This window comes from Bradyrhizobium frederickii (assembly GCF_004570865.1).
GTDB lineage: Bacteria > Pseudomonadota > Alphaproteobacteria > Rhizobiales > Xanthobacteraceae > Bradyrhizobium > Bradyrhizobium frederickii.
In genome coordinates, this window is the sequence record NZ_SPQS01000014.1 from 54,353 (window position 1) to 80,450 (window position 26,098).

Annotated in this window: 28 protein-coding genes; 13 read left to right on the top strand and 15 right to left on the bottom strand. The window is 64.3% G+C overall.

What is annotated here, in order from left to right:
* The first annotated feature begins 61 nt into the window (after positions 1-61).
* The 4 genes from E4K64_RS23780 (at position 62) to E4K64_RS23795 (ending at position 4,776) form a co-directional block, all read left to right on the top strand.
* Complete coding sequence (locus E4K64_RS23780; protein ID WP_135165680.1) at positions 62-529, top strand: hypothetical protein; 468 nt, start codon at positions 62-64, stop codon at positions 527-529.
* Positions 530-644: 115 nt separating this feature from the next.
* Positions 645-2,870, top strand: a complete 2,226-nt coding sequence (locus tag E4K64_RS23785) for an ATP-binding protein (RefSeq protein ID WP_135165681.1) — start codon at positions 645-647, stop codon at positions 2,868-2,870.
* A gap of 104 nt (positions 2,871-2,974) precedes the next feature.
* Positions 2,975-3,604 carry a histidine phosphatase family protein gene (locus tag E4K64_RS23790; RefSeq protein ID WP_167772220.1) on the top strand — a complete coding sequence of 210 codons (630 nt, stop codon included), beginning with the start codon at positions 2,975-2,977 and terminating at the stop codon, positions 3,602-3,604.
* Positions 3,605-3,807: 203 nt separating this feature from the next.
* Positions 3,808-4,776, top strand: a complete 969-nt coding sequence (locus E4K64_RS23795) for an AI-2E family transporter (protein ID WP_235884761.1) — start codon at positions 3,808-3,810, stop codon at positions 4,774-4,776.
* Here E4K64_RS23795 and E4K64_RS23800 read toward each other — a convergent pair.
* The 8 genes from E4K64_RS23800 to hisB form a co-directional block, all read right to left on the bottom strand.
* Positions 4,737-5,018 (bottom strand): hypothetical protein, encoded by a 282-nt coding sequence (locus E4K64_RS23800; RefSeq protein WP_126256890.1) that lies wholly within the window; start codon positions 5,016-5,018, stop codon positions 4,737-4,739. The genes E4K64_RS23795 and E4K64_RS23800 overlap by 40 nt on opposite strands.
* Before the next feature lie 101 nt (positions 5,019-5,119).
* Complete coding sequence (gene coaA / locus E4K64_RS23805) at positions 5,120-6,076, bottom strand: type I pantothenate kinase (RefSeq protein ID WP_126256889.1); 957 nt, start codon at positions 6,074-6,076, stop codon at positions 5,120-5,122.
* Between the two features lie 24 nt (positions 6,077-6,100).
* Positions 6,101-6,424 carry a phosphoribosyl-ATP diphosphatase gene (locus E4K64_RS23810; RefSeq protein WP_135165684.1) on the bottom strand — a complete coding sequence of 108 codons (324 nt, stop codon included), beginning with the start codon at positions 6,422-6,424 and terminating at the stop codon, positions 6,101-6,103.
* 78 nt (positions 6,425-6,502) lie between these two features.
* Positions 6,503-7,276 carry an imidazole glycerol phosphate synthase subunit HisF gene (hisF, locus tag E4K64_RS23815; RefSeq protein WP_131870592.1) on the bottom strand — a complete coding sequence of 258 codons (774 nt, stop codon included), beginning with the start codon at positions 7,274-7,276 and terminating at the stop codon, positions 6,503-6,505.
* 3 nt (positions 7,277-7,279) lie between these two features.
* Entirely contained in the window at positions 7,280-8,017 is a 738-nt protein-coding gene (gene hisA / locus E4K64_RS23820; RefSeq protein WP_135165685.1) for a 1-(5-phosphoribosyl)-5-[(5-phosphoribosylamino)methylideneamino]imidazole-4-carboxamide isomerase, read from the bottom strand.
* A 172-nt stretch (positions 8,018-8,189) separates the two neighbouring features.
* Entirely contained in the window at positions 8,190-8,840 is a 651-nt protein-coding gene (gene hisH / locus E4K64_RS23825; protein ID WP_135165686.1) for an imidazole glycerol phosphate synthase subunit HisH, read from the bottom strand.
* The gene (locus E4K64_RS23830) at positions 8,837-9,367 is read right to left on the bottom strand and encodes a DUF2628 domain-containing protein (protein ID WP_135165687.1); all 531 of its coding nucleotides are present in this window, start codon (positions 9,365-9,367) and stop codon (positions 8,837-8,839) included. Before E4K64_RS23830 ends, hisH begins: the two co-directional genes overlap by 4 nt.
* 64 nt (positions 9,368-9,431) lie before the next feature.
* A complete protein-coding gene (gene hisB, locus E4K64_RS23835) occupies positions 9,432-10,025 on the bottom strand; it encodes an imidazoleglycerol-phosphate dehydratase HisB (protein ID WP_135165688.1) in 594 nt (197 codons plus the stop codon).
* Positions 10,026-10,274: 249 nt separating this feature from the next.
* Here hisB and hslV point away from each other — a divergent pair, with 249 nt between their 5' ends.
* From hslV to E4K64_RS23860, 5 genes are all read left to right on the top strand, one after another.
* Entirely contained in the window at positions 10,275-10,835 is a 561-nt protein-coding gene (gene hslV, locus E4K64_RS23840) for an ATP-dependent protease subunit HslV (protein ID WP_126256883.1), read from the top strand.
* Between the two features lie 244 nt (positions 10,836-11,079).
* Positions 11,080-11,565 (top strand): GNAT family N-acetyltransferase, encoded by a 486-nt coding sequence (locus E4K64_RS23845; RefSeq protein ID WP_135165689.1) that lies wholly within the window; start codon positions 11,080-11,082, stop codon positions 11,563-11,565.
* Complete coding sequence (locus tag E4K64_RS23850; RefSeq protein ID WP_135165690.1) at positions 11,562-12,179, top strand: DUF2585 domain-containing protein; 618 nt, start codon at positions 11,562-11,564, stop codon at positions 12,177-12,179. Before E4K64_RS23845 ends, E4K64_RS23850 begins: the two co-directional genes overlap by 4 nt.
* A 53-nt stretch (positions 12,180-12,232) precedes the next feature.
* Positions 12,233-13,537, top strand: a complete 1,305-nt coding sequence (gene hslU, locus E4K64_RS23855; protein ID WP_135165691.1) for an ATP-dependent protease ATPase subunit HslU — start codon at positions 12,233-12,235, stop codon at positions 13,535-13,537.
* A 222-nt stretch (positions 13,538-13,759) separates the two neighbouring features.
* The gene (locus E4K64_RS23860) at positions 13,760-14,884 is read left to right on the top strand and encodes a hypothetical protein (protein WP_135165692.1); all 1,125 of its coding nucleotides are present in this window, start codon (positions 13,760-13,762) and stop codon (positions 14,882-14,884) included.
* 179 nt (positions 14,885-15,063) lie between these two features.
* On the opposite strand, the gene E4K64_RS23865 is transcribed toward E4K64_RS23860, so the two are convergent.
* The 3 genes from E4K64_RS23865 to E4K64_RS23875 all read right to left on the bottom strand — a co-directional run bounded on the left by E4K64_RS23865 (position 15,064) and on the right by E4K64_RS23875 (position 17,884).
* Positions 15,064-15,594: a Smr/MutS family protein gene (locus E4K64_RS23865; RefSeq protein WP_135165693.1), complete on the bottom strand. Its 531-nt coding sequence runs from the start codon at positions 15,592-15,594 to the stop codon at positions 15,064-15,066.
* Between the two features lie 63 nt (positions 15,595-15,657).
* Positions 15,658-17,199: a murein transglycosylase A gene (gene mltA / locus E4K64_RS23870; RefSeq protein ID WP_167772221.1), complete on the bottom strand. Its 1,542-nt coding sequence runs from the start codon at positions 17,197-17,199 to the stop codon at positions 15,658-15,660.
* Positions 17,177-17,884, bottom strand: a complete 708-nt coding sequence (locus E4K64_RS23875; RefSeq protein ID WP_135165694.1) for a Tim44/TimA family putative adaptor protein — start codon at positions 17,882-17,884, stop codon at positions 17,177-17,179. Before E4K64_RS23875 ends, mltA begins: the two co-directional genes overlap by 23 nt.
* A 414-nt stretch (positions 17,885-18,298) precedes the next feature.
* Here E4K64_RS23875 and secB point away from each other — a divergent pair, with 414 nt between their 5' ends.
* On the top strand, positions 18,299-18,790 hold the full coding sequence (gene secB / locus E4K64_RS23880; protein WP_028133448.1) for a protein-export chaperone SecB: 492 nt from the start codon (positions 18,299-18,301) through the stop codon (positions 18,788-18,790).
* A gap of 1 nt (position 18,791) precedes the next feature.
* Here secB and dnaQ read toward each other — a convergent pair whose 3' ends face one another.
* Genes dnaQ through E4K64_RS23900 form a run of 4 tightly spaced genes read right to left on the bottom strand, consistent with a single transcriptional unit; the run spans position 18,792 to position 21,650 of the window.
* Positions 18,792-19,514: a DNA polymerase III subunit epsilon gene (gene dnaQ, locus E4K64_RS23885; RefSeq protein ID WP_135165695.1), complete on the bottom strand. Its 723-nt coding sequence runs from the start codon at positions 19,512-19,514 to the stop codon at positions 18,792-18,794.
* 56 nt (positions 19,515-19,570) lie between these two features.
* Positions 19,571-20,170, bottom strand: a complete 600-nt coding sequence (coaE, locus tag E4K64_RS23890; RefSeq protein ID WP_135165696.1) for a dephospho-CoA kinase — start codon at positions 20,168-20,170, stop codon at positions 19,571-19,573.
* A gap of 23 nt (positions 20,171-20,193) precedes the next feature.
* Entirely contained in the window at positions 20,194-20,802 is a 609-nt protein-coding gene (locus E4K64_RS23895; RefSeq protein WP_135165697.1) for a Maf family nucleotide pyrophosphatase, read from the bottom strand.
* Between the two features lie 8 nt (positions 20,803-20,810).
* Complete coding sequence (locus tag E4K64_RS23900) at positions 20,811-21,650, bottom strand: pyruvate, water dikinase regulatory protein (protein WP_126256874.1); 840 nt, start codon at positions 21,648-21,650, stop codon at positions 20,811-20,813.
* Positions 21,651-22,101: 451 nt separating this feature from the next.
* Between E4K64_RS23900 and hemJ the strand changes: the two genes are divergently transcribed.
* The 3 genes from hemJ (at position 22,102) to mnmE (ending at position 25,720) form a co-directional block, all read left to right on the top strand.
* The gene (gene hemJ, locus E4K64_RS23910) at positions 22,102-22,536 is read left to right on the top strand and encodes a protoporphyrinogen oxidase HemJ (protein ID WP_135165698.1); all 435 of its coding nucleotides are present in this window, start codon (positions 22,102-22,104) and stop codon (positions 22,534-22,536) included.
* A gap of 249 nt (positions 22,537-22,785) precedes the next feature.
* Entirely contained in the window at positions 22,786-24,051 is a 1,266-nt protein-coding gene (rho, locus tag E4K64_RS23915) for a transcription termination factor Rho (RefSeq protein ID WP_135165699.1), read from the top strand.
* 310 nt (positions 24,052-24,361) lie between these two features.
* Positions 24,362-25,720, top strand: a complete 1,359-nt coding sequence (gene mnmE, locus E4K64_RS23920) for a tRNA uridine-5-carboxymethylaminomethyl(34) synthesis GTPase MnmE (protein WP_135165700.1) — start codon at positions 24,362-24,364, stop codon at positions 25,718-25,720.
* The last annotated feature ends 378 nt before the right edge of the window (positions 25,721-26,098 follow it).

The following is a 26,098-nucleotide window of genomic DNA, read 5'->3' on the forward strand; positions in this document are numbered from 1 at the left end:
AAACCATAGGGCCCGCTCATTTCGGCTGCGAGTTCCCCGAGGGCCCGGCGAGTAGAGTGCCATGTTGCGTTTCAAGATCCTTGCCTCGGTTGTTCCCCTGCTGGCGGCTGCGGTGTTTGCCCGCGCCGAGATCGGATCGGTCTCGCATCCCTGCATCGCCGTGGGCGAGATCTCAGTCGAGCTCACCTCGCTGTTCTGGACCGCCGGCATGCATGTCGCCTTCACCGAAGATCCCGCGCAGGCCACGGTCCGGGTGCAGATCACCGACGACGCTGACGCCGCGGACTTCGCATTGGTCGACGACGGCCTCGGTTCCGAGCCGGAGACCTGTCAGGCCAATCCCTCGAGGCGCCTCGTCTCGATTGCCGCTCAGCCCGTCGATGGCGGCGAGGTGATCTATCTCTCCAGCGAGGGACCGGCGGATTACCGCATCTATGTGCGCTCGAAGTCGGTCTCGCTGCGCGAGGCGGCGGCGCTGATCGTCGGCGCCCACGGCAGTCACCACCAGCTCCAGGCCGCTTCGCTCTGAAGCGTTAACACTTCGTCAACCCTGTTTGGAGGCTGAGCCAAAGCCTCAAACTGTTCGCAAGGTCGACGCGACATCGTCGCATGCGGCGGCGGGTTTCAGGCAAGGGTCGGTAACGATGGGTCGGACGTTCCGGATCAAGGTGCGCATGCGCCGTTTCAGGCGACAGCACCCCCGCATCGCCTTCGCGATCCGCTCCTTCATGATCTTCTCGGCGACCTTCGGCGGCGCCTATGGGTTCGTGTCCGGCAGCCGGTCGGAAAACTCCGGCTACGATCCCCACACCTTTGCGATCGGCGCGAGCTTCCTGTTCGCGCTCGCCTGCCTCGGGCTTGCGACGCTGAGCATGCGCCTGCGTTTCGTGGCCAAGCGGCTGCGTACGCTCGCGGCCCACAACGAGACCCTGATCGACCGCAATTGGGAGCTGAAGGAAGCGGAAGAACGCGCCCGCAGCCTGTTCGAGCAGCAGGGCGATCTCATCGTGCTGCGCGACACCAGCGGCCGCATCACCTTCGCCAACGAGGCCTATTGCGCGCTCGCGGGACAGACGCGCGGCGCGCTGGTCGGCACGCGTTTCGATTTCGACGTGCTGGAGCAGGGCGACAGCGCGCGCGAGAGCAGCGGCACGCGCATCCACGACCAGAAGATCGCGACCCCGCTCGGCGCGCGCTGGATTGCCTGGCGCGAGGGCTATGTCCGCCTCGATGCCGGCCAGCCCGCCGAATTGCAGAGCGTGGGGCGCGACGTCACCGACCGCACCGAAACCGAGCGCGCCTTGTCCGACGCGCGCGACCAGGCCGATGCCGCCAACCGCGCCAAATCGCGCTTCCTCGCGATGGCCTCGCACGAGATCCGCACGCCGCTCAACGGCATCATCGGCATGGGCGGCCTCCTGCTCGACACCAATCTGACGCCGGAGCAGGCGACCTATGCCAAGGCGGTCAAGACCTCGGGCGAAGCCTTGATGGCGCTGATCGAGGAATTGCTCGACTATTCCAAGATCGAGGCCGGCAAGCTCGATCTCGAGCAGCGCCCCTTCGCGCTCTCGACCCTGATCGAGGAGATCACCGAGCTGCTCGCGCCGCGAGCGCAGGCGAAGTCGCTCGAGATCGCCGCCTATGTCGACGAGCGACTGCCGCTGGAGGTGGTCGGCGATCCCGCGCGGCTGCGCCAGGTGCTGCTCAACCTCGCCGGCAACGCCATCAAGTTCACCGCAAGCGGTGGCGTCGCGCTGATCGTCGAGCCCGGCATCTGGCCGAACGAGATCAGCTTCCTGGTCCGCGACACCGGTATCGGCATCGCGCCGGAGGCACAGCAGCGCATCTTCCGCGAATTCGAGCAGGCCGACGAGCGCGTCGCCCGCACCTATGGCGGCACCGGGCTCGGCCTTGCCATCAGCGAGCGCATCGTCAAGCGGATGGGCGGCCGCATCACGCTCGAAAGCGAGCCGAGCAAAGGCTCGACCTTCGAGATCGCAGTGCCGCTTCCGGCCGCGCAAGCCAGCGCGGGACAGACGGCCTTTCCGAGCCCCGACCTTGCCGGCAAATCGATCCTCGTCGTCGCCGACGGCATCGAAGCCGCGCTGATCGCGCGGCGCCTTGAGCGCTGGGGCGGCCAGACCTGCCTGGTTGCGGACGCGGCGGTCGCCGAAGCGCTGCTGCCGGAACGCTCATGGCACGCGGTGCTGATCGATCGCGCGATCGGCCCTGCCATGGCCGACCATCTGGGCGAGTTGGCCCGCGCACATTCGCTGCAGCGCCTCGTGCTGCTGACGTCGAGCTCGCGCCATGACAAGCTGTCGCCGGCCTTCACCGGGTTTCTGGTGAAGCCGCTGCGGACGGCCTCGCTCGCCGCGCGCCTTGCGCTGACGCCGGAGATCGCCTCGCCCGAGCTCGCGCCGGAACCGATGGCCGAAGCTGCCCGTGCGACACAAGCGAAGGGCCTCTCGATCCTCGTCGCCGAGGACAACGAGATCAACGCGCTGTTGATGCGCTCGCTGCTGACGAAGCTCGGCCATCGCGTCGTCATCGCCGTCCACGGCGAGGCCGCGCTGGAATCCTGGCTCGCCGCTTCGTCGGCCGGCACGCCTTATGATCTCGTGCTGATGGATATCCAGATGCCGCAGCTCGACGGTATCGAGGCGACGAAGCGCATCCGTGCGCATGAGGCGGCCATGGGCAGCCGTCACACACCGATCCTCGCGCTCACCGCCAATACGCTGGTGGAGGATCGCTATGCCTGCTTCGAGGCGGGCATGACCGGATTTCTGATCAAACCGCTCGATCGCGACAAGCTCGACGAAGCGCTGGCAGGGCTCGCGGCATCACAGCGGCTGTCGGTCTGATCGGGAACCTCGCGGGAACCCGAATCGGGCCGCCATCTAGAATTGAAATCGACCGCGTTACGCGTCACCATCCTCGGGGGCATTTGCCATAGAGGATTTTGCGCATGAATTTGCTTTGCCGCCTCGCATTGATTGTTGTTCTCGCCGGTTTCTCCCGACACGCCGCGGCCGATACGCCTGAACTCATCGCCTCGCTCAAGCAAGGCGGCTTTGTACTGATCTTTCGGCACACCGCCACCGACGACAGCCAAAAGGATATCTACCCGTTCAAGTTCGACGACATGAGCGCCCAGCGTCAGCTCAGCGACAAGGGCAGGGAGATGGCGCGCCAGATCGGGGCGGCGGTCAAGGAGCTCGCGATCCCGATCGGCGAGGTCTACACCAGCCGGCTGAACCGCGCGATCGAGGCCGGCAAGCTGATCTCCGGCCGCGAGGTCAAGCCGGTCGATGCCTTGACGGACAGCAGCAATGCCAGCGCGTCGGGAATGGCAAACCCGACCGGCGCCAATGCAAAGGCCGGACAGGCGGTGCGTCAGCTCGTCGATGCGCCGCCGAAGGCAGGCGCCAACACGTTTCTGGTCACTCACAAGACCAACATCGCCGATGCCTTTGGCAAGGACGCCGGCGACGTCCAGGAAGGCGAGGCTTTCGTCTACAAGGCCGGCGGGTCCGGCCCCGCCACCTTTGCAGGACGCATCAAGATCGCGGATTGGACTGCGAAGACCGGCCAGTGACAGGCCGCATCCGATCCAGCCGCCGGCACAACGGAGGCGTGGCGAGACTTGCCGCTCCGCCACGATCCTGTGCTACCAACGTGCCGTGAGGTGCGACTGGAGCCCGGCGACACGTGAGAACATCGGAAGACCGCTCATTCCTCATCTGGCTCGGCCTCATCACCCTCGCGTTCGGCTGGCTGCTTTGGCCGTTCTCCGGCGCATTGCTATGGGCCACGCTGCTGGCGATCATCTTCGCGCCCGTCTATCGCCGTTTCCTGGAAAGGTTTCCGGAATGGCGCAACCTTGCCGCACTTTCCACCGTCATCGTGGTGGTCGTCTTGGTCCTGATCCCGGTCGGGATCGTGATCGCTTCGCTCGTCGACCAGGGCGGCGAGCTATATCAGCGCGTTCAGGCCGGCGAGATCAATCTGGCTCATCCGCTGCAGCAACTGAAGGCCGCGCTGCCGGACTGGGCCGCCTCCATCTCGGGTCGCCTGGCCGGGATTGATCTCTCGGCCCTGAAAGAACGCCTGTCGAGCCTGGTGGTCCCGGCCGGCCAGCAACTGGCCGGGCATGCGATCAACATCGGCCAGTTGACGCTGGAGTTCGTCGCGAGCCTGCTCGTGATGCTGTACCTGCTGTTCTTCCTGCTGCGCGACGGCGAAGACCTGAGCGCACGCATTCGCGACGCGCTCCCGCTGCGCCCGAGCCAGACCGCCGAGATCCTCGATGCGTTCACCCTCGCGGTTCGCGGAACGATCAAGGGGATCGTTCTCGTCGCCCTGATACAGGGGGCGCTTGGCGGGCTCATCTTCTGGCTGCTCGGCTTGACTGCGCCGCTGCTGGCGGGCGCGCTCATGGCGCTGGTTTCGCTGCTGCCCGTGCTGGGCTCCGCCCTGATTTGGGTTCCGGCCGCACTTTATCTGCTTGTGGCAGGCGCAGTCACGAAGGGCCTCATTCTGCTCGCTTTCGGTACCTTCGTGATTGGCCTCGCCGACAATTTTCTCCGCCCGATCCTGGTCGGCCAGTCGATCCAGATGCCGAGCTATGTCGTGCTGCTTGCCACCCTGGGCGGCCTTGCGACCTTCGGAGCCAACGGCTTCGTCATCGGCCCGCTCGTCGCCGCAATGTTCCTGACGACGTGGCACATCTACGCCGGCTCGAAAGAACGGCAGAAGGTCCGGGAATGAACTGTCACGGCGTAGGCAGCGAACCGCGGCGCGGAGAGCTTATCCGGCTTCACCGGGGTTGGCTTGAAGACCGTATCCGCCTGGGCGGCGCGCTTGCAATGAGGGCACACGAAGAGATGCGCGATGATCGGAACCGGCTCGTCCGCGAGCAGTTCTGAGCGGAACCATTTCATCTCGATATGGCAGTCCGGGCAGCTCGGCGCTTCAAGCAACTCGGCAGCACTTCTGAGACGGTCAACCATGGCGTCCTCGCGTTTCGTACGCTCATAGTCGAATACCTTTTGCCGGTCTGCAACAAAAGACACTCTGCCCGGACGAACCAGGAGCTCGTCAACCGGCGCGATTACAGCCGTCGCAACGCCACGCTCTCCACCGTATGGTCGGCGCCCTTCTTGAGGATCAGCGTCGCGCGGGGCCGGGTCGGCAGGATGTTGTCCTCGAGATTGGCGAGGTTGGTGCGTTCCCAGATCGCGATGGCGGTGGCGGTGGCTTCCTCGTCCGACAGCAGCGCGTAGCGGTTGAAGTAGGATTTCGGGTTGGTGAACGCGGTGTCGCGGAGCGCCAGGAAGCGCTTGATGTACCATTGCCGCAGCGCCGCCTCGTCGGCGTCGATATAGACCGAGAAGTCGAAGAAGTCGGAGACCACAGGCACCGCCTTGCCGTCGCGCGGCAGCTTGCCGGTCTGCAGCACGTTGACGCCCTCGACGATCAGGATGTCGGGCTGATCGACCTCGGCCCACTGGTTCGGCACGATGTCGTAGGTCAGATGCGAATAGACCGGCGCACGCACATGACCGCGACCGGACTTGATATCGGAGAGGAAGCTGAGCAGGAGCGGAAGGTCGTAGCTCTCAGGGAAACCCTTCTTCTGCATGATGCCCTGCCGATCGAGCACGGCGTTCGGATAGAGAAACCCGTCGGTGGTGATCAGCTCGACCTTCGGGCGCGGCGACCAGCGCGCCAGCAGGGCCTGGAGCACGCGGGCCGTGGTGGATTTCCCGACGGCGACCGATCCGGCGACGCCGATGATGTAGGGCACCTTGCGGTCGCGGATGTTGAGGAACTGGCGCTCGGCGTAATACAGGCGCTGCATCGCATCGACGTAGATCGAGAGCAGGCGCGACAGCGGCAGGTAAATGTCCTCGACTTCCTGCAAGTCGAGGCGATCGTGCAGCGAACGCAGCCGGTCGAACTCGCCCGGCTCCAGCGTCATCGGCGTGTCGTCACGCAGGCGCGCCCATTCTTCGCGCGTATAGACCCGGTAGGGATTATACTGCTGCTCGGGTGCGCGGATATCCATGACGCCGCCTTTCCGTTGCCTCGATCAATCGCGCTTGCGCGACGCCTTTTCTTCCAACCCTGACATCGAAGTGCGCTCACCCAGCGCCGCCTCGACCTCCTCCAGCTTTATGCCGCGTGCCTTCAGAAGCACAAGGAAATGATAGAGCAGGTCGGCACTTTCAGCGATCATATGCGCGCGATCGTTTTCGACTGCTGCGATTACGGTTTCGATTGCCTCTTCACCGAACTTCTTGGCGCAATGCTCGGCGCCCTTGTCGAGCAGCTTGCGGGTATAGGACGCCTCGCCGCCTTCCGCCGCGCGGACGTCGATGGTCTCGGCCAGATCATGAATCGTGAAACGCGGCATCGGATTTACTCGGAAACACATGGGGCCACAGAGGCCGTCGCCCACCGGCTTGTGTAGCATTTTTGCAAGCAGGAGTCGTCAGGCATCGAGGCGCATCGGCAGCCCGCGCCGCGCCATATGCTCCTTGGCTTCACGGATGGTGAATTCCCCGAAATGGAAGATCGAGGCCGCCAACACGGCCGTGGCGTGCCCGTCGCGAATACCGTCGACGAGATGGTCGAGATTGCCGACGCCGCCCGAGGCGATCACGGGAACGGGAATACTGTCGGCGATCGCCCGGGTCAGCGGAATGTCGAACCCCTGCCTGGTGCCGTCACGATCCATCGAGGTGAGCAGGATTTCACCGGCACCGAGCGCGACCACTTCCTGGGCATACTCGATGGCATCGATGCCGGTCGAGTTGCGCCCGCCATGGGTGAAGATCTCCCAGCGGTCGCCGCCGGGGCGCTTGACGCGCTTGGCGTCGATCGCGACCACCACGCACTGCTCGCCGAATTTTTCGGCAGCTTCCTTGACGAACTCGCGCCGCGCCACGGCGGCGCTGTTGATCGAGACCTTGTCGGCACCGGCGCGCAGCAGCGTCTTGATGTCGTTGACCTCACGCACGCCGCCGCCGACGGTCACAGGCATGAAGCAGGCCTCCGCCGTGCGCCGGACCACGTCCAGCATGATGCCGCGGTTCTCATGGGTCGCCGTGATGTCGAGGAAGGTGAGCTCGTCGGCGCCGGCCGCATCATAGGCGATCGCAGCCTCGACGGGGTCGCCGGCATCCCTGAGATCGACGAAGTTGACGCCCTTGACGACGCGGCCGTCCTTGACGTCGAGGCAGGGGATCACGCGCACCTTGAACATGTGTCAGCTCCTGCGCGCGTCGCGGATCAAAGTGAGGGCGGCCGCGGGATCGAGGCGGCCGTCATAGAGCGCACGTCCGGCGATCGCGCCGGCGAGCTTGTTCGCACGCGGCGTGAGCATCGCCTTGACGTCCTCGATCGAGGCGAGTCCGCCGGAGGCGATCACTGGAATCGAGATGGCGTCCGCGAGCGCAATGGTCGCGTCCAGATTCAGGCCCTTGAGCAGGCCGTCGCGCGCGATGTCGGTGAAGATGATGGCGGCGACGCCAGCATCCTCGAACCGCCTTGCGATCTCCAGCACGGTCACTTGCGAGGTCTCGGCCCAGCCTTCGACCGCGACCTTGCCGTCGCGGGCATCTAACCCGACCGCGACGCGGCCGGGGAATTTCTTGGCGGCGGATTTCACCAGCTCGGGATCACGCACCGCCGCCGTGCCGATGATGACGCGGGTGATGCCCTTGTCGAGCCAGGCTTCGACGGTCTTGAGATCGCGAATGCCGCCGCCGAGCTGCACCGGAATCCTGATCGTCTTCAGCATCGCCTCGACGGCCTCGGCATTGACCGGTTTGCCGGCAAAGGCGCCATCGAGATCGACGACGTGGAGATACTCAAAGCCCTGCTCGACGAAGCTCTGCGCCTGCGCCGCCGGATTGAGGTTGAACACGGTCGCGCGCGCCATGTCGCCTTGCTCGAGGCGCACGCACTGGCCGTTCTTGAGGTCGATCGCGGGAAACAGAATCATGATTGAGCCAGGATTTTTCCGCGCACACGGTGCGCTCCCTCCCCCCTTGTGGGGGAGGGTTGGGGAGAGGGGTAGCCGCGGGCACCGCCGTCGGGGCTTACCCCCCTCCCGAACGCTGCGCGTTCGACCTCCCCCACAAGGGGGGAGGTGACAAGAGAGAGCGAAGCGGCCATCACGGTTTCCATCGCAAGAAGTTCGAGATCAGGGCCAGGCCGAAGCGCTGGCTCTTCTCGGGGTGAAATTGCGTGCCGATGGCGGTGTCCTTGCCCACGATCGCGGTGACGGGCCCGCCGTAATCGGCGCGCGCGAGCACGTCGGCCTCGTTGGCCGCATTGAGGTGATAGGAGTGCACGAAATAAGCGTGCTGGCCCTTCGGGCCGAGCGGCAGCTTGTTCAGCACCGGATGCTCCTGCAGCAGGTCGAGCGTATTCCAGCCCATGTGCGGGATCTTCAGGCTCTCGTCGCGCGGCGTGATCTTCTCGACGTCGCCGCCGATCCAGTTCAGGCCCTCGGTGATGACGTGCTCCTTGCCGCGGCTCGCCATCAGCTGCATGCCGACACAGATGCCGAAGAACGGCCGCGCCTTGACGCGCACCGCTTCCGTGATCGCCTCGACCATGCCGTTGACGGCATCGAGCCCGCGCCGGCAATCGGCGAACGCGCCGACGCCCGGCAGCACCAGACGATCAGCCTCGTAAGCCTGGTCGGGATCGCTGGTAACGAAGACTTTTTGCGGGTTGTCCAGGCTGCGCGCGGCGCGCTCGAAAGCCTTTGCGGCGGAATGCAGATTGCCGGAACCGTAATCGATGATGGCGACGCTCATCTTGACCCTCCCGGTTCTGGAAACAACCCGATGATGCCGCCGGCCGGAATCGGCGGCGGATTCGAGAATTGCTGGCCCGGCACATTGCGGGTCGGCGGCGGACCGCCGCGATCGACGGCCCATTGATCGTTGACGATGCCGTGCTGCTTCTGGCTCCAGCGCTCGAAAAAGCGGCGCTCGGCGGTGTCCTCGTCGTCGCCGACCACCACGTCGAGCTGGCGCCATTTGCCGCGCGACAGCGTCCAGCGCCGCAGGCTCGAGGCCTCCAGACCCATCAGCAGCGCGACGATGACATCGGCGAAGAAGATCGAAGCACGTCCGATACCGAGGCTCGACAGCCCCGCATTGAACGCGGCGACGAAGATCAGATAGCCGATCAGCGCCAGCCACAGCCGATGCCACAGCAGCCAGAACGGTCCCAAGATCATCGCCCAGAAATGGAAACCGTCGCGCACGAACACGAACTTGTCGGTCGCGCGCAGATCGGCTCCGGCAGGGGAGGGCGCATGAACTGTGTAGACAGGCATGGTGATGCCCCGTTCCTAGCAAGTCAGTGATACCGCAGGCGGCGCGTGCCGCCGGGGAGAGACGTCAGCCGCCGAGCGAGCCCTTGGTGGACGGGATCTCGCCCGCCGCTTTCGGATCGATCGCGACCGCCGTGCGCAGCGCCCGCGCCAGACCCTTGAAGCAAGACTCGGCGATATGATGGCTGTTATCGCCATATAGGGTCTCGACGTGCAGAGTCACGCCGGCGTTGATGGCAAAGGCCTGGAACCACTCGCGCACCAGCTCGGTGTCGAACTCGCCGATCTTGTCGCGGGGGAAGTCGGCCTTGAACACCAGGAACGGGCGGCCCGAAATGTCGATGACCACGCGCGACAGCGTCTCGTCCATGGGCATGTGCACGCCGGCATAGCGGGTGATGCCCGCCATGTTGCCGAGCGCCTGCTTGACCGCCTGGCCGAGCGCGATGCCGGTGTCTTCGGTGGTATGGTGATAATCAATGTGCAGATCGCCCACCGCCCTGACCGTGAGGTCGATGCGGGAATGGCGGGCGAGGAGATCGAGCATATGGTCGAAAAAGCCGATGCCGGTCGCGATATTGGCCACGCCGGTGCCATCGAGGTTCACGGAGACCTCGATCTCGGTTTCCTTGGTCTTGCGCTTGATCGTCGCGGTGCGCATTGAAGGCTTTCGCTTCTATTTGAGCATGATCCTGCTCGGAAAACCGGTACCCGCTTTTCCGGGATCATGCTCGGGGCCGAAAACGCCAGTCTCTTAACAGCCAAATGACACCTTCGCTACTGCGGGAACGGCCGGCCGGGCCTCTACTTCTGCCTATGGTGAGCGAAATTCGGCCCGGAACGGCCCGTTGTGCCCAGGTTGTCCCCTTGTCCGCGACCGCCTAAATCAAGCGGACAACGAGGATCATTCATGCAGGATTCCCAGAACAGCTCCCCTGGCTGGCACGGCACCACGATCTTGACGGTCCGCAAGGGCGGCAGGGTGGTGGTTGGCGGCGACGGCCAGGTTTCGATCGGCCAGACCGTGATCAAGTCCAACGCCAAGAAGGTGCGAAAGCTCGGCAAGGGCGACGTGATCGGCGGCTTTGCCGGCGCAACCGCCGACGCCTTCACCCTGTTCGAGCGGCTGGAGGCCAAGCTCGAGCAATATCCGGGGCAGCTGACCCGGGCCGCGGTGGAGCTGGCCAAGGACTGGCGCACCGACCGCTATTTGCGGCGGCTGGAGGCCATGATGATCGTGGCCGACAAGGACGTCTCCCTGGTGCTGACAGGCACCGGCGACGTGCTGGAGCCCGAGGCCGGCGTGATGGCGATCGGCTCCGGCGGCAATTACGCGCTGGCGGCGGCACGGGCCCTGCTCGACACCGACAAGGACGCCGAGACCATCGTCCGCCGCTCCATGGACATCGCCGCCGATATCTGCGTCTACACCAACCGCAGCTTGACCATCGAGAGCCTGGCGACGGGGTAGGCTTGTTGGACATGAGCTCAGCCGTCGCTCCGACGCAGGTGCGCTCCCTCCCCCCTTGTGGGGGAGGGCTGGGGAGGGGGGTAGCCCAGCAAAAGGTATCGGTTGTTGATGATGCACCAAGTGCGGTCGCGCCACGGAAAGAATCCCCGTGGGGCACCCCCCTCCCTGCCCCTCCCCCACAAGGGGGGAGGGAACGGAGAGAGCCCCGTCATCGGCCGAACTCAATTCGCCTTCGGCTCAAGCTATGACCACCACCTACACCTTCCATCCCATGACCGCCGCCCACCTGCCGCTGATCCGGCGATGGCTGGGCGAGGCCCATGTGCGGGACTGGTGGGGCGATCCGGACGAGCAGTTTGCGCTCGTCAGCGGCGATCTCGATGAACCGGCCATGGACCAGTTCATCGTGTTGGCCGGCCAGCAGCCCCTGGGCTATCTTCAGTGCTACCGCCTCACCGCCTGGAATACGGGCTTTGGGCCGCAACCGGAGGGCACGCGTGGGATCGACCAGTTCATCGGCGAAAGCGACATGATCGGACGCGGTCACGGCTCGGCCTTCATCCGCCAGTTTGTCGATGAGCAGTTTCGCAGCGGCCTGCCGCGCATGGTCACCGATCCCGATCCGCTCAACGCCCGCGCCTTGCGTGCCTATGAGAAGGCCGGTTTCGTCCGCGACCGCGTGGTGGAGACGCCGGATGGGCCCGCGCTGCTGATGGTGCGTGAACCATGACGCTGGTCCACGCGCGCGAGAGCAAGGTCTCGTTTCCGCCGCTCGCCTGGGCCGGCATCGCGCTGCTGCTGCTGGCGCTGCAAGCCGCGATCCTGCTTGCGATGGGCCGTGTGCCGATCTGCACCTGCGGCTATGTCAAGCTGTGGCACGGCGTGGTGAACAGTTCGGAGAACTCCCAGCACATCGCCGACTGGTACACTTTCTCGCACGTTCTGCACGGCTTCCTGTTCTACGGCCTGACCTGGCTGCTGTTCGCGCGCCTGCCGTTCCTGCCCCTCTCCTGGCCGGCACGGCTGATCGTCGCCATGCTGATCGAAGGCGCCTGGGAGATCGTCGAGAACTCGCCCTTCATCATCGAGCGCTACCGCGCCGGCACGATCTCGCTGGATTATTTCGGCGACAGCATCGTCAACTCGGTCTCCGACAATCTGGCCATGGTGCTCGGGTTCCTCGCCGCGCGAGCGCTGCCTGTCACTGCGACCGTCCTGCTCGGGCTCGCCTTCGAGATCATGCTGGCGCTTCACATTCGCGACAATCTGACGCTCAACATCCTGATGCTGATCCATCCGATCGAGGCCGTGAAGCAATGGCAATCCGGCCCGCCGATCATCTGACGGTCGAAAAAAGCGGCTTGTCCTACCCCGCAACTGACCCTAGCTAAGGTCCCATGACAGACTTCTCTCCGCGTGAAATCGTTTCCGAACTCGACCGTTTCATCGTCGGCCAAGCCGATGCCAAGCGCGCCGTCTCGATCGCGCTGCGCAACCGCTGGCGGCGGCAACAGCTGTCCGGCTCCTTGCGCGAGGAGGTGCTGCCGAAAAACATTCTGATGATCGGCCCGACCGGCGTCGGAAAGACCGAGATCGCGCGGCGATTGGCAAAACTCGCGAACGCACCGTTCCTGAAGGTGGAAGCGACCAAGTTCACCGAGGTCGGCTATGTCGGCCGGGACGTCGAGCAGATCGTGCGCGATCTCGTCGAGGTCGCGATCGCCCAGGTCCGCGAGAAGAAGCGCAAGGACGTGCAGGCGCGTGCCCAGCTCGCCGCCGAGGAGCGCGTGCTCGACGCGCTGGTCGGCCCCAATGCCTCGTCCACGACGCGCGAATCCTTTCGCAAGAAGCTGCGCGCCGGCGAGCTCAACGACAAGGAAATCGAGATCGAGACGCAGTCCTCAGGCGGCGGCATGCCGATGTTCGAGATCCCCGGCATGCCGGGCGCGCAGATGGGCGCGATCTCGCTCGGCGACATCTTCGGCAAGCTCGGCGGCCGCAGCAAGACGCGGCGGCTGACGGTCGAGAGCTCGCACGAGATCCTCGTCAACGAAGAATCCGACAAGCTGCTGGACACCGAGCAGCTGACGCTGGAGGCGATCAGCGCGGTCGAGAACAACGGCATCGTATTCCTCGACGAGATCGACAAGATCTGCGCCCGTGACGGCCGCGTCGGCGGCGACGTCTCGCGCGAGGGCGTGCAGCGCGATCTCTTGCCCCTGATCGAGGGCACCACGGTCTCGACCAAGCACGGCGCGGTGAAGACCGACCACGTCCTGTTCATCGCCTCCGGCGCCTTCCACGTCGCAAAACCGTCCGACCTGCTGCCGGAATTGCAGGGCCGGCTGCCGATCCGCGTCGAATTGCAGGCGCTGACCCGCGACGACATGCGCCGCATCCTGACCGAGCCCGAGGCCTCCCTGATCAAGCAATATATCGCCTTGATGCAGACCGAGGGCGTGACGCTCGACATCACCGACAGCGCCATCGATGCGCTCGCCGATGTCGCGGTTGCCGTCAATTCCACCGTCGAGAACATCGGCGCGCGGCGGCTGCAAACCGTGATGGAGCGGGTGCTGGACGAGATCTCCTTCACCGCCCCCGACCGCAGCGGCGAGACCGTCAAGGTCGACGCCGATTTCGTGCAGAAGCACGTCGGCGACCTCGCCAAGAACGCGGATCTGAGCCGGTTCATTTTGTAAATCGCCAGGCCCGCGCTATTCATTCCGGCGTCGTCCCCGCGAACGCGGGACCCAACCACAAGCGGTCCTTGTTAGAACAGATGGCGGCTCCGATCCCGGCACACACGACCTTCTGTGGTTATGGGTCCCGGGTCGCGCGGAGCCTGTCATCGGGCCGCGCTTTGCGCGGACCCGGTGGCTTGCCCGGGACGACAGCGGAGTTTGGCGCGCGGCGGGTGCCACGTGCCCGCTAACATCTGGCAAAATCCCTGGCGGCTGCTGCTCGCGATCAACGCGGCGGTCATCGTCGGCGTGTTCGTTCACAAGATCCAGCTGCCGCCCTACGTCCCCTACATCCACCTCCTGGTCGACTACCATTTCGGCTTCATCAAGCGCGCGCTGATCGGAGCCATCGTCGCGCTGGTCACGGACAAGGTGCCGGTCTGGCTGATCTTTGCGCTCGGCGGCGTGACATGGCTGGTGACATCAGCGCTGTTCTCAAGACTCTTTCAGAAAACGTTCGGCTTCACCGCGAGGACGCTGCCGCTGTTCGTCTTCATGGCGGGATCGCCGTTCTTCCTGAAGAACTTCATGCACACGCTCGGCCATTTCGACATCTACGGCTGTGCGCTGGCGCTCGTCCTGCTGCTGATGCCGGCGCGCTCGCTGCTGTTCGTCGCCACGGCAGCGCTGTTCGCGGTCATCCTCGTGCTGATCCACCACATTCATCTGCTGATGTATGTGCCGACGATCTTCACCATCGTCTTGGTCAGGCATTATCTCGCTTACGGGCTCGATCGCAGCAATGTCGCCTTCGGCATCGTTGCCTTGTTCATCGTCTCCGCGCTGTTCCTTGCCGCGCAATTTTGGGGAACGATGCCGATCCCGGAAGCGGATTTCGTCGCCTATTTGAAAACGCGCATGGCCGATCCGTCCCGAAACGACCTCCTGCAATTCGCCTATATCTGGTATCAGCCGCTGGCGAAGGAGATTTCGGACACCTGGGGCCGCCTGCCGCACAACATCCTCGGCGTGCCCGTGTTCGCGCTGCTGATCTGGCTGCACACGCCGCTGTGGCGCTATTTTGCCAAGCTGATCGGGGCGCTTGCCAGCGAGATGCACCGCCGCCTGGTGATCGCGGCGCTGGCCGGCGTCAGCCTCGGCTACCTCGTGATGTTCGCGATGGTGTTCGACTATTCGCGCTGGATCTCGAACTGGGCGGTCTGCATGTTCCTGATCCTGCACGCCGTGAAGATGCTGCCGGCGGCACGCGAGACGGAGTTGATTCCGGCGAAAGATCAGAAGACGAATATCTTCGGCTTGGTCCTCACGCTGATCCCGCGCGTCGGCATCATCCGGCCGTTCTAGACGGTGCGCTCCCTCTCCCGCTTGCGGGAGAGGGTTGGGGAGAGGGCTCTCTCCGCATAGGGATTCCCCAAGAGGAGAGAACCCTCACCCGCCGCGCGGGACGATGCTTCGCATCGCCCGGGCGCGTCGGCCTCTCCCGCAAGCGGGAGAGGCAAGAGAGACCGCACACGTCGGGACTGCTAAACTCTCGCCCGCCTGATCCGCACATACAGCGCGCCCTCGCCGCCGTGGCCGATATGCGCCGTCTCGAAGCCGACGATGAAGGCGCGGAATTCCGGCAGGCTCAGCCATTCCGGCACCTGGCGCCGCAGCACGCCGCTTTCGCCGCCGCTGCGGCCCTTGCCGGTGATGACGAGCACGAAGGTCAGGCCGTCGTGATGGGCGCGGTGCAGAAAGCCGGTCAGCGCGCGATGGGCGCGCGTCTGCGTCATGCCGTGCAGATCGAGCCGCGCCTCGATCTCACTGCGGCCGCGCGACAATTTTGTGCGCTCGCGCTTGCCGAGCGGCGCCAAGGGCGGGACGGCCGCTTTCGCGGCACGCGGCGCCGGCGCGGCGGCAATCGGCCGTGGCGATGACGCAGGCCGCGAGACAGATGCTGCGGGCAAAGGCTCGGTGCGCGGAGCGGCATGCGCTTTCGCCGCGCGCTGCTTCCGCAGCGGCTTGACCTGCTTGGCGACCGTATCCCACAGCGCGCGCTCCTCCTCGCTCAGCGCGCGGCGGCGCGGCGAGGGGCGAGGGGCGAGGCTCGAGCACGGGCGGACGGGGCGATCGCTTCATTGCTGTCGAGGGGGACGTTTCTTCACGGGCCGCTGCGGCTCCGAGGCAGGCTCAATCGCCGGGCGCGGCACCGGCAGCGGGACAGGACCTGCGATGGCAACCGTTTCGCTCTTGTTATCCATTGCGCCGGCGACAGCGGCCGGCTTCGCGGTCCCCTTGCCCGGATCGGTTTGCGGAAACAGCTTTGCGATCTTCTCCGAGGGACGCGGATCGGGCACCGGCAGGCGCGCGGCGCGAACCGAGGGATCGAGGCCCTTCGGCACCAGCATGACAAAATGCATGGGATGGCGCAGCCGCCCGGAGACCCGGCCCGCCTCCTGGCCGGCGCCGAAAAACAGATCGGCGCGCGCGGGGCCGATGATGGCCGACCCGGTGTCCTGCGCGATCATCAGCCGATGGAACGGCGTCTTTGCGCGCTCGGATTCGATCGGCAGCTCGCCCTCGATGAAGAACGGCGTGCCATAGACATGCAGCGACTTGTCGACCGCGATCGAACGTCCCGCCGTCAGCGGAATGCCTTGCGCGCCCACCGCCTCCTCCTTGTCGGAGAGGTTGACCTCGCGGAAGAAGATATAGGCGCGGTTCGCACGGCGCAGCTCCTTAGCGCCGTCAGGATTCTGCGCCATCCATTCCCTGATCTTCTGCATCGACATCTCTTCCTTCGGAATGATGCCGCGCTCGATCAGGATGCGTCCGACGGCGGTGTAGGGATAGCCGTTATAGGCATCGTAATTCAGCCGGACCGTGCTGCCGTCGTCGAACTTGATCCGCGCCGAGCCCTGGATCTGCGCGAACAACAGATCGGTCGGGTCCTTCAGCCAGGCGATCTCCAGCCCGCGGCCGGCGATCTTGCCGTCCTCGATCTCGCCGCGGTCGTAATAGGGCACCAGCTTGCGGCGGCCGATCTTGCGGTAGACCGGACCCTTGTTGGGCAGGCTCAACGAATCCTGCTTGTAGCCGCGCACGAACAGATTCGAGGGACGGCGGTAGACCGGAACGTTGTAGACGTCGGTCTGAGTGCGCGATCCCTCCAGCACCGGCTCATAATAGCCGGTGACGAAACCATCGGGTTCGCCAAGGCGCGAAATCCGCAGCGGCGCGAAGTTCTCCTCGAAGAAGGTTTTGGCCTTGGCGTCGTCGCCGATCTCGAGCGATCTGGCGACCCGGCAAGGCTCGTTCAGCGAACCGCCGAGCGCCTTGGGTTCAGCCGCGCCGTTCTGCGCGTTGATCGAGCGGCAGCTGGCACGGAATGTCTTGTAAGCGGCGAGGTGATTGTCATCGCCCCAGCCCTTCACGTCAGCCCAGGAGAGCGGCAAATATTGCGCGCCGGGAATGTCGAACGGCAGGGGGAGCTGCGGGTAGGGCAAGGCCCGCACCGGAGCGGCAGGCAATTGCGGCGGATGATGATGGTGATGGTTGCGATAGTGGCGCCGCGCCGCCTCGGCGCCGAGCGAAAACGATGACAGCGCGACGGCGCCTGCGCAAAGCGCGGTCGCGCTGGTCTTCAGAAAGATCTTAATTCGCGCTTCCGGTGCCAACCAGCTTCCAGTTCGGATCGCGAGAGGTAACGTCGCGGGCGAAAGTCCAGATGTCGGTGATGTCGGCGACCGTATCGGCGCTGCCGTCGACGATGTTGCCGGCCTTGTCGCGGGTGGCCGAGATCATCTGCGAGACGAAACGGATCGTGAGCTGGGCGGTACGGTCACGCAGCTCGGCGCCGACGAGCTCGGCCTTGTCGATCGAGACGAAGCGGGTCTCGGTCTTCTGCTCGTTCTTCTCGCGCTCCTTGATCGCGGCGTCGAAGCTTTCGTAGACCTCCGACGACAGCAGGTCGCGCAGCGCGCGGCGGTCGCCATTGGCAAAGGCCAGCACGATCATCTCGTAGGCGCCGCGGGCACCCGAGATGAAATGACGCGGGTCGAACGTGGAATCCTTGTCGACGATGGCATCCAGGCCCTGCGCCAGCGTGGTGCCGGGCTCGGCCAGGTCCTTCCAGCGGTCGGAGGGCGGGGTCGGGTCGGCCGACGGCGCCAGAGGTGCCTGGTCGATCACCTTGCCCGGCATGGTCACGACGTTGTTGTCCTGGGCACCCCCCAGCGCATTGCGGGCCGCGGTCCGATCGAACGGCGGCCGTTCGTTGCCGGTTCGCTGCCCGAGCACGCTGCGCAGCCGCAGAAAGATGAAGACCGCCAGCGCCAGGAAGATAATGGTGTAGATGTCCACGTCAGATTCGCTTTCTGGTCTTTGCTCTGGGTCTTCGCTTTCGGGGTCGTCGCCGGGAAAATCAATCCGGCCAGTAGACCGTTCCCTACGGGAACGGCAAGTCTACATCGCCAATTTAGGTCCACATCAGGTCCTTGGGATGTAGGCACGAAATCTTGCCGGGCCAATGGCGCCTTTTGGCACAGCACCGAGTGTAGCGCGTTTTATGCTTAAGGGGAAACCCGATCCTGCCCGGAAATCGCGTATCTTCAATCGTTTAAGGCGCAATTTTACGGAAAAGGCAGGGTGACCGTCAAAGGTGTCGGCGCGGACCGAATCCCCGCCCCCGGGACCGTTCGTCCTTGTGGAACGAGGCGGCCCTATGTTAGCCAACCGCCGCGAAATTCAGCCCCAATCGGGTAAGGAGAGACTCTCATGACCAACGGTAACGGCACCCCTCCCGAGGCGGCCCAGGCTCCCCAGCTCAACGTGCTGGCGCAATATACCAAGGACCTGTCGTTCGAAAATCCGAACGCGCCGGGCTCGCTCCAGCAGCAGAGCCAGCCGCCCCAGATCAACATCCAGATCAACGTCAGCGCCAACAATCTCAGCGAGCAGGAATTCGAGGTGACGCTGTCGGTCGAGGGCAAGGCCGACACTGCGGGCAAGATCATGTTCTCGTTCGAGCTCGCCTATGCCGGCGTGTTCCGCATCGCCAACGTGCCGAAGGAGAATCTGCATCCGCTGGTCATGATCGAGTGCCCGCGCCTGCTCTTCCCGTTCGCGCGCGAGATCATCGCGACCGCGGTGCGCGACGGCGGGTTCCCGCCCCTGATGCTGGATCCGGTCGACTTCGTCGGTCTCTATCGCCAGAACATGGAGCGGCAAATGGCCGCCCAGGGCGGTGGCCAGACCGGCCAGGCCTAAATCAAGCTGAACCGGCCGGAGGGGCGACTGGAGCGGCGAGATACTCGTTCCAGATCGCCTTTTCACCCATCGTTGCGATGAAGGCCCGATGGGCCTCTCTCTCGGCATCCGAAACCCGCGGCGCGAGCGGCACCAGGCGCTGCCGCCGCGGCGTATCGCCCGCCGCGTTGACGCGAATCTCTTCCCTCTCCGACGCCAGAAGCAGCTGCGACTGCCGGGCTCCGACCAGGTCGACATAGACCTCGGCCAGCAGCTCGGCGTCCAGCAGCGCGCCGTGCTTGGTGCGGTGCGAATTGTCGATCGCATAGCGCGAGCAGAGATCGTCGAGCCGGTTCGACACGCCCGGATGCTTGCGCCGTGCCAGCAGCAGGGTATCGACCAGCCGCTCCCGCGGGATCGCTGCGCGCTTGATCCGGTCGAGCTCGGCATTGATGAAGCTGATATCGAACGAGGCGTTGTGGATCACCAGCGGGTCGTCGCCGATGAACTCCAGAAACCCATCGACGACCTCGTGGAATAGTGGCTTGGTCGACAGGAATTCGGCCGACAGCCCGTGCACCGCGAAGGCTTCCGCCGGCATGTCCCGCTCAGGATTGATATAGACGTGATAGGTCTGGCCCGTCGGCATGCGGTTGAGGATCTCGACGCAGCCGATTTCGACCAGGCGATCGCCGCGAAGCGGATCGAGGCCGGTGGTTTCGGTGTCGAGGACGATTTCGCGCATGTCTTGAGATCAGTGTCTTGAGATCAGTATCGTGAGAGCCGTTATGAGGCGGCGAATCAGATTCGCCGCTGCGGCATCTTAACGACCTCGGCCAGGATCTGCGCGATTTGCGCCCGCACCGGCTCAAGTCCGTGCGAGGTATCCACCACGAAATCGGCCCGCTTGCGCTTCTCGGCGTCCGGCGTCTGTTTGGCGATGATGGCATCGAGTTTGGCTTCGTCCATCGTGCCCCGCGCCAGCACCCGCTCGCGCTGGAGTTCCGGCGAGGTCGACACCACGACCACGGCGTCGACCCGCTTCTCGCCGCCGGTCTCGAACAGCAGCGGGATGTCGAGCACCACGACCGGCGCCTTGGCCGCCTCGGCCTCGGCGAAGAATTTTTGCCGGGAGGCGCCGAGCATCGGATGCACGATCTGCTCGAGCTGCTTGATCGCCGCGGGATCATGCACGACGCGCGCCGACAGCTTTGACCGGTCAACCTTGCCGTTCACGGTGGTACCGGGAAAGGCAGCCTCGATCGCGGGCGCTGCTTCGCCCTTATAGAGCTGATGCACCGCGGCATCGGCATCGTAGACGGGCACACCGGCCTCCGCGAACAGTTTCGCGGTGGTGGATTTTCCCATCCCGATCGAGCCGGTCAGTCCCAGTATCCGCATCAGCGCGCAGCCATCTCCGTCAGTCACACCGCAACTAGCCGCTCACGCCGCAGAAACGCAAGCAGCGGCAACAGCGGCAGGCCGAGAATGGTGAAATGGTCGCCCTCGATGCGCTCGAACAGATGGACGCCCAGCCCCTCGAGCTGATAGGCGCCGACGCTGGTCGTGACGGCGTCGCCGGCAGCGTCGAGATAGGCCGACAGCTCCGCCTCGGTCATCGCACGCATGGTCATGCGGGCAATCGAGACTTCTTCGAAAACAATCTTGCCGTCATGCGCCATAGCGATCGCGGAATTCAGCTCATGGCTGTTGCCGGCGAGGTCGCGCAATTGCGCCAATGCCTGGTCGCGGCCGGCGGGCTTGTTGAAGAGGCGGTTGCCAAGAGCCAGGGTCTGATCGGCGCCGATCACGTAGCTGCCGGGATGACGGGCGCAGACCGCCTTGGCCTTTTCGCGCGCGAGCAACAGAGCGATCTCGCACGGATTTGAAAGCTCCGAGGCGGCTTGAATACCGCGTTCGTCGATATCGGCGGTAACAGCCCTGAACTCCAGCCCGGCATTGGCCAGCAGCATTTTACGCGCGCTGCTCTGCGAGGCCAGGATCAACGGAGATGTGCCGAGCCACAGCCCCATCGCGACACCTATTCGGAAGGCCGGTTGCGTTGGCGATCGCTGTAGAGCTTCATGATCGCTGCCGCGGTTTCCTCGATCGAGCGGCGCGTGACGTCCAGCAGCGGCCAATCGTGCTTGGCGCTGAGCTTGCGCGCAAACGCGACCTCCTCGGTGACCGATTGCTTGTCGGTGTAGGTTTCGCTGCCGGACTCCGCTCCCATCGAGAGCAGGCGGTTCTGACGAATCTGGATCAGGCGTTCCGGCGTCGCGTGCAGGCTGACGACCAGCGGCCGCGTCAGCGTCTCCAATTGCGAGGGCACCGGAATGCCGGGAACCAGCGGCACGTTGGCGGTGCGGATGCCGCGATTGGCGAGATAAATCGAGGTCGGCGTTTTCGAGGTGCGGGAGACGCCGACCAGGACCACGTCGGCATCGTTGAGGCCTTCGACATGCTGGCCGTCGTCGTGGATCATGGTGTAGTTCAGCGCGTCGATGCGCTTGAAATATTCCGCGTTGAGGACGTGCTGGGCGCCGACGCGGCCCGTGGTCGCAGCCCCGAGATAGGCTTCGAACAGCTGCATCACCGGGCCGATGATCGACAGGCTCGGAACGTTGATCTCCTTGCACTTGTCCTCGAGCCTGGAGACCAGATCCTTCTCCAGCAGCGTGAACAGCACGATTCCCGGGGCTTCCTCGATCTCGTCGAGCACGCGATCCAGCTGCTTCTGGCTGCGCACCAGCGGGTAGACATGCTCGACCGGCGTGACGTTGGCGTATTGGGCCGCAACCGCGCGCGCCACGGTGATCAGCGTCTCGCCGGTGGAGTCGGAGACAAGGTGCAGATGGAAATAATTGTTCGAGGTCGGCACAAAAACTCTTTGTATGAGGGCGGTGTGGATTGTGGATTTCTGTGGAGCTTAACCTCTCGGAAAGGGTTGCGCGACACCGGGGGCGGGACAAGTGCCAATTTTGTTCACACCGCTGCCCCTCAGAACAAGTTTGCCGCCCGGTCGGGCCGGAAACGGGATTGCGCGGACAACCGCCTTGATAAGCTGCCGACAGAATCGCGCAAGTCTTTGCAGCCGCCAGACTTATCGGAAGTCGGCAGACCTTATCGGGATATGTGGATGGATGTGAACAAGCGCGCGTCAACTCGCGGATGGAATTGCATGAGTCCAATCCACGGTCACATAGACTCAAACCTTAAGAATCTAAGATTCTAGATTTGAGGAAGGCGCTACGGACGGATATGTGTGCACGGTGAGACCTTAACGAGTTCTTACTATCCCCAGTTCACTGCGCAGAGCCGGACCCCCGAAAATGTTCGAAGACGTCTATCTCTGGATCAAGGCGCTGCACGTGATCGCCGTCATCGCCTGGATGGCGGGCATGCTCTATCTGCCGCGACTGTTCGTCTATCATTCCGAGGCCGAGATCGGCTCGAAGCAGTCGGAAACGTTCAAGGTGATGGAACGTCGGCTCCTCAAGGCCATCATCAACCCTGCCATGACCGTCACCTGGCTCGCCGGGCTTTATCTCGCCTGGTCCGGCCATTGGTTCTCATTCGGCTGGCTGCACGTAAAACTGGCATTGGTCCTGGCGATGTCTGCGGTCCACGGCTTTTTTTCCCGCTGGCTGAAGGATTTCGCCGCCGACCGGCGCCCGCGCACCCAGAAATTCTATCGCATTATCAATGAGGTGCCGACCGTTCTGATGATTTTCATCGTCATCATGGTGATCGTGAAGCCGTTCTAGGCAAGGCCCGTGACGATAAGCCCAGCGCTTCGGCTTGCGGAGCAGGAAGCGATTTTCTATATTGGCGACATCCCACCCAACGCAGGCGGATGTGGTTGTGTCTGAGCTTTCCAGAGGCCGGACACCGCATCAGGTTTGAAGCCTCACCGGCACTTAACCTTGCCAGACCTGCGGACCTTACCTTCTCACGTCCGCATTTCAGAGCCTCCTCGCACCCCCCTTCCAAGGTTACCCCACAGGACCACCCCAATGCGGGAAATTAAACTTCAGGACCTCAAGTCGAAGACGCCGGCCGAGCTCGTCTCGTTCGCGGAAGAGCATGGGGTCGAGAACGCCAGCACGATGCGCAAGCAGGAGCTGCTGTTCGCCATCCTCAAGCAACTTGCGCTCGCCGAAACCGACATCGTCGGCGAGGGCGTCGTCGAGGTTCTCTCCGACGGCTTCGGCTTTCTCCGTTCGCCCGATGCTAATTATCTGCCGGGCCCGGACGACATCTACGTTTCGCCGTCGCAGATCCGCCGTTTCGGCCTGCGCACCGGCGACACCATCGAAGGCCACATCCGCAGCCCGAAAGAGGGCGAGCGCTATTTCGCGCTGCTGAAGGTCAACACGCTCAATTTCGAGGACCCGGAAAAGGCCAAGCACAAGGTCAATTTCGACAACCTCACACCGCTGTTTCCGAATCAGCGTTTCCGCATGGAAATCGACGATCCGACGCGGAAAGACCTTTCTGCACGGGTGATCGACATCGTCGCTCCGATCGGCAAGGGCCAGCGCGCCTTGATCGTGGCGCCGCCGCGCACGGGTAAGACCGTGCTGATGCAGAACATCGCGCACTCGATTACGCACAATCATCCCGAGTGCTACCTGATCGTGCTGCTGATCGACGAGCGTCCGGAAGAAGTCACGGACATGCAGCGCTCGGTGAAGGGCGAGGTCGTGTCGTCGACCTTCGACGAGCCGGCGGTGCGCCACGTCCAGGTCGCCGAGATGGTGATCGAGAAAGCAAAGCGCCTGGTCGAGCATGGCCGCGACGTCGTGATCCTGCTCGATTCGATCACCCGTCTCGGCCGCGCCTACAACACCGTGGTGCCGTCCTCCGGCAAGGTGCTGACCGGCGGTGTCGACGCCAACGCGCTGCAGCGCCCGAAGCGCTTCTTCGGTGCCGCCCGCAACATCGAGGAGGGCGGCTCGCTGACCATCATCGCGACCGCGCTGGTCGACACCGGCAGCCGCATGGACGAAGTCATCTTCGAAGAGTTCAAGGGCACCGGTAACTCGGAACTGATCCTGGACCGTAAGGTCTCGGACAAGCGCACGTTCCCGGCGATCGACATCTCGCGTTCCGGCACCCGCAAGGAAGAGCTCATCACCGACCCGCAGGTGCTCAAGAAGATGTATGTGCTCCGCCGCATCCTCAATCCGATGGGCACGATGGACGCGATCGACTTCCTGCTCGACAAGCTGCGCTCGACCAAGAGCAATTCGGAGTTCTTCGAGTCCATGAACACTTGAGTGCGGTGCAGCATAACCTGCGTAAGTTCAGAGGGCGCCTCCGGGCGCCCTTTTTATTGTGCAGGTTTGTTGCAGCGGATGCGCAGCATGAAATGCGAGGTGAGGCCGGGGCAGCGGTCCACTTAATGTGTTGATTTAGCTACGTAATAGGTGGCGGTCCGCTGCCCACGTGGATAGCCGCTGGGAATAATGCAGCAAATTCCCTATTATGCTGCGCTGCAATAAGAGGGGCTTAGACGGTGCAGCAAACCCTGCTGTCTGTCGCCCGAGCGGACATTTGCCTTTTGATCGGCAGCTGGACAAATAGGCCATGCATCCGCGAGACCAGACCATCTTTGCATTGTCGTCCGGTCGGGCCCCGAGCGCGATCGCCATCGTCCGCGTGTCGGGCCCACAGGCCAGCCTGGTGCTGACGACGCTTGCCGGCAAGCTGCCGGCCCCGCGGCTGGCTAGCCGCCGGCTGCTCCGTGACGGGGCGGGCCAGCCGATCGACGATGCTGTCGTGCTCTGGTTTCCAGGACCGGCCAGCGCGACCGGCGAGGACATCGCCGAATTTCACGTCCATGGCGGCCGCGCGGTGCTGGCGGCGCTCCTTGCCTCGATTTCTGTTATTCAGAATACGCGCGCGGCCGAACCGGGTGAGTTCACGCGGCGGGCATTCGAGAACGGCAAGCTCGACCTCACGGAAGCCGAGGGTCTCGACGATCTCATTCACGCCGACACCGACCGCCAGCGGCGCCAGGCGCTGCGGCAATTGCAGGGCCTGCTCGGCGACCGCGCGCGCGACTGGCGCGAGCGCATGATCGAGGCGTCGGCGCTGATCGAAGCCGGCATCGATTTCTCCGACGAGGGCGATGTACCGGCCGAATTGATGGCGCCGGCCGTCGAGGCGATCAAGGCGCTGCACGACGAAATTGCAAATGTCCTTGCGGCACAGGGACATTCCGAACGCCTGCGCGACGGGCTCGTGGTTGCGATCGCGGGCGAGCCGAATGTCGGCAAGTCGACGCTGATGAACCAGCTTGCGCGCCGCGAGGTCGCGATCGTCTCGCCGCATGCCGGCACGACGCGCGACGTGATCGAGGTCCAGCTCGACCTCGACGGCTATCCCGTCACGATCATCGACACCGCCGGCATCCGCGAGACCGACGATCCGGTCGAGCAGGAGGGCGTGCGCCGGGCGCGGGCGCGGGCCGAGGATGCTGACCTGGTGTTGTGGCTGGTCGAGTCCGGGCAAGCCGTCGATCCCCAGACGATGCGGGTGCTTCGGAATTCCGGGAAGGACGGCGATCGGTCCAGCGGCCCGATCTGGATCATCCGCAACAAGATCGATCTGGGTGGGGCCGGGGGCGCTGTGGCGCGCGGCGAGTTTGCGATCTCGGCGCGTGAAGGCGACGGCATCCCCGATCTGGTCCAGGCCCTCGTCGAATTCGCGGCCGAGTTCTTCGGAGCCAGCGAGGGCGCCATGGTGACCCGGGCGCGCCAGCGGGAGCTGTTGAGCCGGGCCTCGGACAGCTTGCGCCGGAGCCTCGAGCTTGTAGAAGAGGGCGAGGAGCTGGCCGCCGAGGAATTGCGGGCCGCCGCGTATGCGCTCGGCCGGCTGCTGGGCCGGGTGGACGTCGAGGACGTCCTTGGGGCGATCTTCCAGAAGTTCTGTATTGGAAAGTAGATCTAGTTCTTCATTGTAGGACTAGCGCTTGTTCCACTTCTTGGTGTTTCACGTGAAAGGCGGAACCCGTGTTTCACGTGAAACAGGAACGGGGACCGGCCGGTGGCTGCTCTCTCTTCTCTCACCACGTGCCCCGGACGCAGCGCAGCGTCTCTTCGACGGTGCGCTGCTGAGCCGGGCCCACGGTCGCAAGAGTTCGGAGCTTCTGGATCCCGGCTCTGCGCAGCAACGCGCGCGTCGCTGCTTGTCCGGGAAAGGGGCGGAAGATTCTGAAGTGCGTTCGCTGCGTGAGAGAGGTGATGGCCTTATCGTATTCGACCAAACGTGACCTCTTTCGCTCAGTGTCGGTCGGCCGGGCTACAGCGGTCCCAACGCCCA